This window comes from Endozoicomonas sp. SESOKO2 (genome assembly GCF_024606245.1).
Taxonomy (GTDB): Bacteria; Pseudomonadota; Gammaproteobacteria; order Pseudomonadales; family Endozoicomonadaceae; genus Endozoicomonas_A.
Genome location: NZ_JAHHPQ010000674.1, coordinates 19,148 through 30,686 on the forward strand (window position 1 = coordinate 19,148; position 11,539 = coordinate 30,686).

The 11,539-nt window shown below is 49.2% G+C and carries 8 protein-coding genes; all 8 read left to right on the plus strand.

What is annotated here, in order from left to right; genetic code table 11:
- A complete protein-coding gene (locus KDK17_RS16610) occupies nt 1–1,026 on the plus strand; it encodes a D-alanine--D-alanine ligase (RefSeq protein ID WP_306671316.1) in 1,026 nt (341 codons plus the stop codon).
- The gene (locus KDK17_RS16615; RefSeq protein WP_257279941.1) at nt 998–1,771 is read left to right on the plus strand and encodes a cell division protein FtsQ/DivIB; all 774 of its coding nucleotides are present in this window, start codon (nt 998–1,000) and stop codon (nt 1,769–1,771) included. Before KDK17_RS16610 ends, KDK17_RS16615 begins: the two co-directional genes overlap by 29 nt.
- Before the next feature lie 97 nt (nt 1,772–1,868).
- Nucleotides 1,869–3,107, plus strand: coding sequence for a cell division protein FtsA (gene ftsA / locus KDK17_RS16620; protein WP_257276280.1), 1,239 nt, complete (start codon nt 1,869–1,871; stop codon nt 3,105–3,107).
- A 188-nt stretch (nt 3,108–3,295) separates the two neighbouring features.
- Complete coding sequence (gene ftsZ, locus KDK17_RS16625) at nt 3,296–4,489, plus strand: cell division protein FtsZ (protein ID WP_257288575.1); 1,194 nt, start codon at nt 3,296–3,298, stop codon at nt 4,487–4,489.
- A 93-nt stretch (nt 4,490–4,582) separates the two neighbouring features.
- Nucleotides 4,583–5,497, plus strand: coding sequence for a UDP-3-O-acyl-N-acetylglucosamine deacetylase (gene lpxC, locus KDK17_RS16630; RefSeq protein WP_257279939.1), 915 nt, complete (start codon nt 4,583–4,585; stop codon nt 5,495–5,497).
- A gap of 366 nt (nt 5,498–5,863) precedes the next feature.
- Nucleotides 5,864–6,799, plus strand: a complete 936-nt coding sequence (locus KDK17_RS16635; RefSeq protein WP_257279938.1) for a M23 family metallopeptidase — start codon at nt 5,864–5,866, stop codon at nt 6,797–6,799.
- Between the two features lie 435 nt (nt 6,800–7,234).
- Complete coding sequence (gene secA / locus KDK17_RS16640) at nt 7,235–9,964, plus strand: preprotein translocase subunit SecA (RefSeq protein WP_257279937.1); 2,730 nt, start codon at nt 7,235–7,237, stop codon at nt 9,962–9,964.
- 136 nt (nt 9,965–10,100) lie between these two features.
- Nucleotides 10,101–11,378 (plus strand): 3-phosphoshikimate 1-carboxyvinyltransferase, encoded by a 1,278-nt coding sequence (aroA, locus tag KDK17_RS16645; protein ID WP_257288576.1) that lies wholly within the window; start codon nt 10,101–10,103, stop codon nt 11,376–11,378.
- Nucleotides 11,379–11,539: the final 161 nt, after the last annotated feature.

Below are 11,539 nucleotides of genomic sequence, written 5' to 3' on the forward strand. Positions count from 1 at the left end.
ATGTACAGCCAAGATCAGGGGCAAGTTGCCATCGATGCAGACAGCCAAAAGCTAAGAAAAGTGCTCGGTAAGGTAGCCGTGTTACTGGGTGGTTGCTCGGCCGAACGTGAAGTGAGTCTGGCATCAGGTACACGAATCTTTGAAGCCCTGCAAAACAGTGGCATAGAATGTTGTTGTATTGATCCTGTCGACGGGCTGGTCAGTCAGCTGGTTGAACAGAAGCCTGATCGCGTTTTTATTGCCCTGCATGGTCCCCGCGGCGAGGATGGTACGGTGCAGGGGTTGCTTGATCAAATGGATATTCCCCATGCGGGCAGTGACATCATGTCTTCAGCATTGGCGATGGATAAATACAGAAGCAAGCTGCTCTGGCAGGCGGTGGGTTTACCCACTCCGGATTTTATGCTGATTGAACGGGTTGAAAGCCTGGACTGCTGTGCAGAGTTATTACCGGCTTTCGTAAAACCCAGTCTGGAAGGCTCCAGCGTAGGGATCTCAAGAGTGGATCAGGAGCAGGATCTGCTTCCAGCCTGGGAGCAGGCTTCAGAATACGGGGGGGGCGTGCTGGTGGAGCAGTTTATTGATGGTCCTGAATTTACCGTAGCGATTCTTAACGGGCAGCCTCTGCCTGCTATTCGAATCGAGTCGGCAGAGTCTTTTTATGACTATGACGCCAAGTATATCTCAGGGAATACTCAATACCACTTGCCCTGTGGCCTGTCTGAAAGCAAAGAGCAAGAGCTTCAGGCACTGGCTCTGACCGCTTTCGAAACACTGGGCTGCTCTGGCTGGGGGCGAGTTGATTTTATGCAGGACGAGAGAGGGCAATTCTGGCTGCTTGAGGTTAATACTGTGCCCGGTATGACTGAGACAAGTCTTTTTCCTATGGCCGCAAAGTCAGTGGGTTTGTGTTTCGAAGCATTGGTTCTGGAGATTCTGAAGTCGTCCCTGTCACCGGCTCGCCAGAAAGAGCCTGGAATAAAGGAAAGCAACGAGCTTGTTCAGACTGAATCAGAAGCTATCTGACAACTCTGGCAAGCGGAGCCGTCGGGCGAGTGTGGCAAGAGACAAAAAGCAGGCTCGTTTCATTCCATGGAAGCGCTGCTTTGGGTTGACTGTTGTCTGCGCTCTGGCCGGGACTGTTCTGTGGATCTGGCCGACGTTGATGATGTGGCTTAATCAGCCGATAGCACGGGTGGAAGTGCGTTCTACGTTCAATTATCTGGAACGTGGTGATGTTGAAAAACGGCTGGCCCCCTGGTTGGTCAACCGTTTTTTTTACCTTGACCTGGAAAAGATGCGAAGGGCTGTTCTGGATATGCCCTGGGTGAGGGAAGCCAGTCTACGTCGGGAGTGGCCAGATACTCTGATAGTCAGGCTGGAAGAACGAAAACCGATTGCCCGCTGGCAGGATGACGGTTTGATTGATGAAGACGGAGAAGTCTTCAGACCGGGGTCTCTGGAGGCCTTCAGTAAGCTGCCCAAGTTGGCAGGGCTGGAAGATCGTTCGCAGGATGTAATGCAGCAATACCTGGCATTTAGTCAGGTAATAAGGCCTTTGGGGGTAACTGTCCGGGAATTGAGGCTCAGTACGACATATTCCTGGTGGCTGAAGGTGGATCATGTTGATGTCAATCTTGGACGTGATCGCAGAATGGAAAGATTGCAGCGTTTTATCAGGCTATATCATGCAAGGCTTGATGATCGCTGGCAGGATGTAAAGCGCGTTGATTTGCGCTATTTGAATGGGGCTTCGGTGGCCTGGAAATAGTCATGAAAACATTGTTATGCGTTTTCGTGGCAACACTGGAGTGTTGGGTTCGGCGCACTGACTCTTTCAGTCAGGGTGGTTTGGGAAGATAGATGCCATGACAGCGGCAGATAACGGAAATTTAATCGTCGGACTCGACATTGGCACTTCCAAGGTTGTAGCGATTGTGGGTGAAATAACCGCAGATGGTCAGCTGGAAGTGATCGGGATCGGCTCCCACACTTCGCGGGGTCTGAAGCGAGGTGTTGTGGTTAATATCGACTCTACGGTCCATGCCATTAAAAGAGCGGTGGAAGAGGCTGAGTTGATGGCTGGTTGTCAGATCCACTCTGTGTACGCCGGCATCGCAGGTAATCATATTCGCAGTCTGAACTCCCATGGAATCGTTGCTATCAGGGAGAGAGAGGTGACCAGTGCCGATGTTGACAGGGTGATTGATGCCGCTCAGGCTGTTGCTATTCCCGCAGATCAGCGGATTCTCCATATTCTGCCTCAGGAATATGTGATTGATACCCAGGAAGGAGTGAAAGAGCCACTGGGTATGTCAGGTGTGCGTTTGGAAGCGAAAGTGCATCTGGTGACCTGTGCCGTCAATGCGGCGCAGAATATTGAGAACTGTATTAAACGATGTGGTCTGGAAGTAGACGACATTATTCTGGAACAGCTGGCTTCGAGCTATTCCGTGCTTTCAGAAGATGAAAAAGAGCTCGGTGTATGCATGGTAGATATTGGCGGTGGTACTACCGATATTGCTATTTTTACTGAGGGAGCCATACGACATACGGCTGTTATTCCAATAGCGGGTGATCAGGTCACCAATGATATTGCTATGGCTCTGAGAACGCCCACACAGCATGCTGAAGAGCTTAAGATTAAATACGCCTGTGCCCTCACCCAACTGGCTCGCGCTGAAGATATGATCAAAGTTCCGAGTGTTGGAGACAGGCCGGCCAGAGAACTGTCACGACAGTCGCTGGCAGAGGTAGTTGAGCCCAGATACGATGAACTGTTTACGCTGATTCAGGCGGAATTGAGACGAAGTGGTTTTGAAGACCTCATTCCAGCCGGTATTGTGCTGACTGGTGGTACGTCCAAAATGGAAGGTGCTGTAGACCTGGCAGAAGAAATTTTTCACATGCCGGTCAGGCTCGGTGTGCCTCAGGCCATTCAGGGGTTGACAGATGTCGTTTGCAATCCTATCTATGCAACAGGTGTCGGCCTGCTTCATTATGGTTTGAAAGCTCAGCAGGAAGGGCGAAGGGAAACGGCCAGCTTCGGCAGACAGGAAGAAAGTCTGCTTAATAGGCTTAAAAAATGGTTTCAGGGTCAGTTCTGATTGAGGGGCAGTCGCCATCAGCAGAAATGATCGCTACAGAAGACAGTGAATGGATTGTCTTTTGTGAAGTAGGAGTACCTTGTGCAAATGACCATTTTACAGGGTGTTCTTACAGGAAAGTAATCGTGGTGTTGTGGTAATGAATATTCAGAAAATATCCTGTTTACGGTGACAGAAAGGAGAGAGCCATGTTTGAACTGGTGGATAATGTTCCGCAGGAAGCGGTGATAAAGGTAGTAGGCGTTGGTGGCGGTGGCGGTAACGCAGTCTGTCACATGCTGAACAGTCGGTTGGAAGGCGTTGAGTTTGTCTGTGCCAATACGGATGCTCAGGCTCTGAAAAAACAGCACCTTCAGGCTCATACCCATCTGCAGCTGGGGGCTAACATTACTCGCGGTCTCGGTGCTGGGGCAAATCCGGAGGTCGGTCGTGATGCTGCAATGGAAGACAGAGACCGGATTGCTGAAGTGTTAGCGGGCTCTGACATGGTTTTCATCACCGCCGGCATGGGTGGGGGGACAGGCACCGGAGCAGCACCGGTTGTGGCTGAGATTGCCAGGGAAATGGGTGCTCTGACCGTAGCAGTGGTGACCAAGCCCTTTTCTTTCGAAGGTCGTCGCAGAATGGCAGTGGCTGAAGAGGGTCTGAATCAACTTAAGGAGAGCGTAGATTCTCTGGTCTGTATTCCTAACGAGAACCTTCTGCCGGTTTTGGGGCGTGATGTCAGTCTGCTGAACGCATTTGGTGCGGCCAATGACGTTCTGTTAGGCGCAGTTCAGGGTATTTCGGAATTGATTACCCGTGACGGACTGATTAACGTTGACTTTGCTGACGTTCGTACAGTTATGTCTGAAATGGGCATGGCTATGATGGGCACTGGCTCTGCTACAGGCAGTAACAGAGCGATTGAAGCGGCTGAGCGTGCTATCCGCAGCCCTCTCCTGGAGGATGTCAATCTTCAGGGGGCTCGTGGCGTGCTGGTTAATATTACTGCGGGCCTGGATCTTTCTGTAGGTGAATTCCACGAAGTAGGTGATACAGTGCGTGAATTTGCTTCAGATAATGCCACCACCGTGGTGGGCACAGTTATTGATCCGGAAATGACAGATGAATTGAGAGTGACTGTTGTTGCGACCGGTCTGGGAGACGCTGGTGGGGAGCAGGATCAGTCTCTTAAAGCGGTTGAAGGTTCCAAGCCCAAGGCGGTCCGTCCAGATGGTACCCTGAATCTCAAGGAGCTCGATATTCCTCCTCGTGTTCGCAATAAAGCTGCTGAACAGCCCAAGGTTGAGGAAAATGAAAAGCCCCGCAGGCAGGCGCCATCATCTGACAATGTGGATTACCTTGATATACCGGCGTTTTTGCGTCGACAAGCCGATTGAATGAATGACCGGTTGTGTCATATGTAACTTTTGTTACAATGAGTCGTTGCATTCAAATAACAGGGGCCTTAGAGGTCGCGGAATAGCGTTATCATGATCAGACAGCGTACCCTGAAAAATATTATTCGAGCTACGGGAGTGGGGTTACATTCCGGTGAAAAAGTCTATCTGACTCTTAAACCGGCTCCCGTCGATACTGGCATTATCTTCTGTCGCACAGATCTTGATCCTGTGGTGGAAATACCTGCTCGTGCAGAGAATGTCGGAGAAACAACCCTGTGCACCTCTTTGCAGAAGGATGGTGTCCGGGTAGATACCGTTGAACATCTTCTTTCGGCAATGGCGGGGCTGGGTATCGACAATGCCTATGTCGAAGTTAGCGCCCATGAAGTGCCGATTATGGACGGTAGTGCCGGGCCTTTTGTTTTTCTGATCCAGTCTGCTGGTATTCAGGAGCAGGAGGCGGCCAAGAAATTTATCCGTATCAAGAAGGAAGTCACCGTCACTGATGGCGAGAAAACGGCTACCTTTAAGCCTTATGACGGCTTTAAAGTCAGCTTTACTATCTATTTTGACCACCCTGTTTTCAAAGGTCGTTCACAGACCTCTGAGATTGATTTTTCTAGCACCTCTTTTGTAAAAGAAGTCAGTCGGGCCCGTACCTTCGGATTTATGCGTGACGTTGAGTACCTGCGTTCACAGAATCTGGCTCTGGGCGGCAGCGTTGATAACGTAGTAGTGGTTGATGACTACCGCATTCTGAACGAGGACGGTTTGCGTTATCACGATGAGCTGGTCAAACACAAGATTTTGGACGCCATCGGTGACCTTTATCTGCTTGGCAATAGCCTGGTTGGACAGTTTGTGGGCTACAAATCAGGACACGAATTGAATAACAAGCTGGTTCGTTCTCTGCTGGAGAATGAAAAAGCTTGGGAGGTGGTGACATTCGAGAATACTGAAGTAGCGCCGATTTCCTACCTCAAGCCAGCTGCGGTTACCGCTTAACCCTTGTGCGGGGGATTGATCATTGATCACTTTTCAAAAAAGGTCGCTGTGGCGACCTTTTTTGAAGTCGTGCTGGCTGAATGTAGCGTCTGGTTTAAGTGGCTATCTTAATCTGAAGGGCCAAGAGCGAAAAAACAAGGATCAAGGATATAGCAGAGAGACAGCAAAATGACTTTTTTACCGAAGTTCATCATTGCGTCCGAAATTGAGTCAATTCTCCAAGACTGAAGGGTCTTGTTCTGTCTCAGGGCAGGTTATGGATATGACGCTCTATCGCCTTCTGCATTGAAGCCCGGGCGTTAGGCAGTGATTTCCATAATAATGAGTGAATAACTTAAAACCGTTGGGAGTAAAGGGCTTCCTCGAATGAAAGTCATTGTTGTAAAGCAGGATCACTCTCGGACGCAGTCGTTCAGAGTCACAGGCAAGCGGCTGGCACTGGCTGCTTTTTCGGCGATTTCTCTCTGCATGATGCTGGGTGGAGGAATTACCTATCTTTTCCTTAATTCAAAACCTGGTGTTGTCCTGACCGAAGAAGGCTTGCAGCAATGGCGGGCAACCCTGAGCGGACAAAGGAAAGAAGTTGAAAATGTGCGTCTCGCTGCAGAGCGTCAAATTGATGCCCTGACTATTCGTCTGGCTGAGTTGCAGGGGCGGATTACCCGGCTGGATGCGGTTGGAGAGAGGCTTACCGTGGCTGCGAATCTCAATGATGGCGAGTTTTCCTTCGATGAGGTGCCAGCTATTGGCGGGCCGGAAGCCTTACCTTTTAACAAATCTCTCTATTCAAAGCCTCCACTTATTGATGCCATTGATCAACTTTCCGAGCAGATAGATAGCAGAGAACAGCAGTTTGATATTCTGACCAGTCTGGTCTCCAGCAGAGCCATGAGTGATGATGTCTTCATAGCGGGACTTCCTGTCAGGAAAGGTTGGCTCTCTTCTCGTTTTGGTCAGAGAGCAGATCCTTTTACCGGAAAGCTATCTTGGCATTCGGGTATTGATATGGCCGCAGTAAATGGCTCCGACGTCATTGCTGTGGCTGCTGGTGTTGTCACCTGGTCGGGTGAACGTTCTGGCTATGGTCTTATGGTTGAGATAAATCATGGTAATGGCTACGTAACTCGATATGCCCATAGTCAGGTCAACAAAGTCAAGGTGGGTGACATCGTTACCCGTGGTCAGGTTATTGCAAAAGTAGGAAGTTCAGGCCGTTCAACAGGTCCGCATGTCCACTTTGAAGTGATTCGAAATGGTAAACATGTGGATCCTCAGCGCTACATTTATCGGGTCAGTAAGTAACTCTCCCAAAATAGGTAATGTGCTGTTTATTTTTTCTGATACTTCCGGTTCTGTTTTGTGACTTTTTTGTTCAATGAACTGCGCGAACCGAGCATTGATTTTGGAGTGTCTGAGCCGGTGACGAAAAATAGTTTCCCGCCCTTGAAATGCATCTTTTCTGTCCTTATATCCTTCCTGGTTGGTTTAAAGTGCGGATTTTCCGCTTTTTAATTCGACTCGTTAGAAGTGTCTGGCGTTGATGTCAGTCAATAAATATCCATCTTGAGCTTAACGTTTATGGTTTATTAAGCATTCAGGGGCAGATTTATAGCTAATATGGATGAGACTTTTGTGTGATTGTCATAAAATATTTGGCTGTTCTTTAGCTTGTCCGCCCACCCGGGATTGTCGGCAAGAGAGGCAGCCCCGGAATCAGAGTGAGACTGTAACCAATCTATGTTAGCTTCGTTAGTCAAAAAAATTATCGGTAGCCGGAATGATCGCCAGCTGAAACGCATGGGCAAACTGGTCAAGCAGATCAATGCCATAGAAGATCAACTGTCTGGTCTCAACGATGAAGAGCTCCGGGGCAAGACCCGGTTGCTCAAGGATCGCTATCAACAGGGCGAAAATCTGGACGCTTTGCTGCCGGAGGCCTTTGCTGTTGTCAGGGAGGGCAGCAAGCGCAGCATGGGTATGAGGCACTTCGATGTCCAGCTGATCGGTGGCATTACTCTTCACGAAGGTCGCATTGCCGAGATGAGAACCGGTGAAGGTAAGACATTGATGGCGACATTGCCTGTCTACTTGAATGCTATTACAGGTAAGGGTGTTCATGTTGTTACCGTCAACGATTATCTGGCTCGTCGTGATGCCCAGTGGATGAGTACTCTCTATGAGTTTCTTGGCCTGACAGTTGGTGTAGTCTTTCCTCAGCAGTCTCCTGAAGAGAAAAGAGCAGCCTATCAAGCTGATATTACCTATGGTACCAACAACGAGTTTGGCTTTGATTATCTTCGAGACAATATGGCATTTCGCAAGGAAGATAAGTTTCAGCGTGAATTGCACTATGCCGTTGTCGACGAAGTGGATTCGATCCTGATTGATGAAGCCCGAACGCCACTCATTATTTCCGGTCCAGCGGAAGATTCTTCTGAACTCTACAAGCAGATGAACAAGCTGGCTCCTCAGCTTAAAAAGCAGGAAGAAGAGCTTGAAGAAGATAAAGAGCCAACCGGTCATTACCTGTTGGACGAAAAGACTCGTCAGGTTGAACTGACTGAGGTCGGTCATCTGTTTATTGAAGAGCAATTGCAGAAACTGGGATTACTGCCTGAAGGTGAGAGTCTCTATTCTGCTCATAATCTGAATATGCTTCATCATGTGAATGCGGCACTGAAGGCACATGTACTGTTCATGCGCAATGTTGAGTACATCGTAGCCGACGGCGAAGTGCTGCTGGTAGACGAGCATACGGGGCGAACCATGCCGGGCCGTCGTCTCTCTGAAGGTCTGCATCAGGCACTTGAGGCCAAGGAAGGGCTTAATATACAGGCTGAAAGTCAGACACTGGCCTCCACGACATTCCAGAACTACTTCCGACTTTATGAAAAGCTTTCTGGTATGACCGGTACAGCGGATACAGAAGCGTTTGAGCTTCGCCAGATTTATGGACTGGACGTTATTGTTATTCCGACCCATAAACCTATGGTGCGTGAGGATGGTAACGATCTGGTTTATCTGACCATCGAAGAAAAGTACGAGGCAATCATTGCAGATATCAAGGAAACCGTTGAACGGGGGCGTCCAGTTCTGGTGGGGACTGCATCCATTGACGCTTCCGAACTGTTATCCAATGCCTTGAACAAGGCCAGGATTCCTCACAATGTTCTTAACGCCAAATTCCACGAGAAAGAAGCCGAGATCATAGCCCAGGCGGGTCGACCAGGTGCGATTACTATTGCTACCAATATGGCGGGTCGTGGTACTGACATTATTCTGGGCGGCAGCTGGGAAGCCGAGCTCTCTGCGGTTGAAAATTTGAGTCAGGAACAGGAAGATCAGATCAAGGCCGAATGGCACAAGCGCCATAAGGTAGTACTGGAAGCCGGTGGTCTGCATATAATCGGTACTGAGCGTCATGAATCCCGTCGAATCGATAATCAGCTGCGTGGTCGATCCGGTCGTCAGGGTGACCCGGGTTCTTCCCGCTTTTACCTGTCTCTAGAAGATAACCTGATGCGTATCTTTGCCTCTGAACGGGTGAAGAGCTTCATGAAAGCACTGGGTATGGAGAAAGGTGAAGCCATTGAGCACCGAATGGTGACCAATGCGATTGAAAAAGCCCAGCGCAAGGTTGAGGGTCGTAACTTCGATATTCGAAAGCAGTTGCTGGAATACGATGACGTCGCCAATGACCAGCGAAGAGTGGTCTATAAGCAGCGTGATGAGCTTCTGAATTCTGAAAATGTGCAGTCGAGCATCGACAGCATGAGAGCCGAAGTGGTCAGCGATGTCATTTCCCAGCATATTGCACCCGAGAGTCTTGAAGAGCAATGGGATGTAAAAGGTCTTGAGCAGATGCTCGGGGCCGAACTGGCTATGCAGTTGCCGATCCAGAAGTGGCTGGATGAAGACGACAAGTTGGAAGAAGAAGGCCTGAGAGAGAAAATTCTGGCTGAGGTAGTCTCCAGCTACAAGCGGAAAGAAGAGCTGGCGGGAGACGAGTCCCTGAGGAACTTCGAGAAGCATATCCTGTTGCGAGTATTGGATGACAAGTGGAAAGAGCATCTTGCGACCATGGATCATCTGCGTCAGGGGATTCACCTGAGAGGCTATGCCCAGAAGAACCCCAAGCAGGAATACAAGCGAGAGGCTTTTGAATTGTTCCAGTCCATGTTGGAAGATATCAAAACGGACACCATTCGTATCCTCTCTCATGTCCAGGTTCAGCAGGATGATAAAACTGAGGAATTGGAAGAACAGCGTCGCCAGGAGCTGATTCGTCGTATGCAGTTCCAGCATGACCAGGCTCAGGGTATGGCAGAGAACTCCGTGGAAGAGCATGAGTCGCCAAAAGGTTTGACTGAACCTTTCGTTCGTGAAAGCCGTAAAGTTGGCCGAAATGAACCATGTCCCTGCGGTTCTGGCAAGAAGTACAAACAGTGTCACGGTAAGATTGTCTGATACTGACTGCTTCCATAAAAGAAAACAGGCCGCTTTACGGCCTGTTTTCTTTTATGGACTGCTTAACACCGGCTGATTTATGGATGTATTGCGGTATAATCGTTGCCTCCTATCATTCGGCCAGTTAAGAAGTCCAATGGAGCAACTCGTTTTAAAGCCCATCTCCCGCGTGCAAGGGGAGGTGTCTATTCCTGGCTCAAAAAGCCTGTCCAATCGTATTTTACTGCTTGCCGCGCTGGCAGAAGGTACAACGACCATCAGCAATCTTCTGGATAGCGATGATGTTCGCTATATGCTCAGAGCTCTGAAAGCGCTGGGTGTTCAGTATCAACTGTCAGACAGCAATACTGTTTGTAAAATCACTGGAGTAGCTGGTCCGTTGGGCTCTGGTCAACGTCTGACTCTGTTTTTGGGGAATGCGGGTACTGCCATGAGGCCATTGGCGGCGGCTTTGTCTCTGGGGGAAGGTGAATACACTCTGACGGGTGAGCCCAGAATGTATGAGCGACCCATCGGCGATCTGACTTACTGTCTTGAACAGGCTGGTGCAAACATTGAGTACCTGGGTAAGGAAAACTTCCCGCCTCTGAAAATTTCAGGCTCGGGTCTTAAGGGGGGAGACGTCAGCATCAGGGGCGATATCTCCAGTCAGTTCCTGACTGCCATGCTGATGGCAGCCCCATTAGCATCAGGCAAAACGATCATTAACATTGATGGTGAACTGGTTTCCAAACCCTACATCGACATCACCCTTTCGGTTATGAGTCGCTTTGGTGTGAATGTTCTGAATAATGAATACCAGAGCTTTGTCGTGGAAGGGGGGCAGACCTACCGTTCCCCGGGCGAAATTATGGTGGAAGGAGATGCTTCCTCGGCCTCTTATTTTCTGGCTGCGGCCGCTATCGGAGGCAAACTAAGGGTTCATGGTACCGGTGATGCCAGTGTTCAGGGCGATGCCCGTTTTGCTGAAGTGCTTGAGCAAATGGGCGCTAAAGTTACGTGGAGTGACAACTGGATTGAAGTAGAGAAAGGTGAACTCAAGGGTGTGGATGTTGATCTGAACCATATCCCGGATGCGGCCATGACCATTGCGACTACCGCTCTTTTCGCCAGTGGGCAGACGGCTATTCGAAATATCTACAACTGGCGGGTTAAAGAGACTGACCGGCTATCAGCGATGGCGACTGAGCTTCGTAAAGTCGGAGCCGAAGTGGAAGAAGGTGAAGATTACATTGTGATTAATCCTCCAGAAATGGTTAAGTCTGCAGTCATAGATACCTACGACGATCACAGAATGGCCATGTGTTTTTCCCTGGCGGCATTCGGTGGTAGCCCAATTACCATCAATGATCCTGGTTGTACTTCAAAGACCTTTCCGAACTATTTCCAGATATTTAAAGAAATTGTTGAGTAATTAATAACAAAGTGCGAACAGTCAAATAAAATTGCAACAATCACAAAATCAATTACGCTAGACACAAGATAAATCATTAAAAGATGAATTTATCTTGTGGGTTTCGGCTACAAAGCTCGCCAAGATTGAAGGCGTAACCAGCCAAACTATAAGGCGCAAGA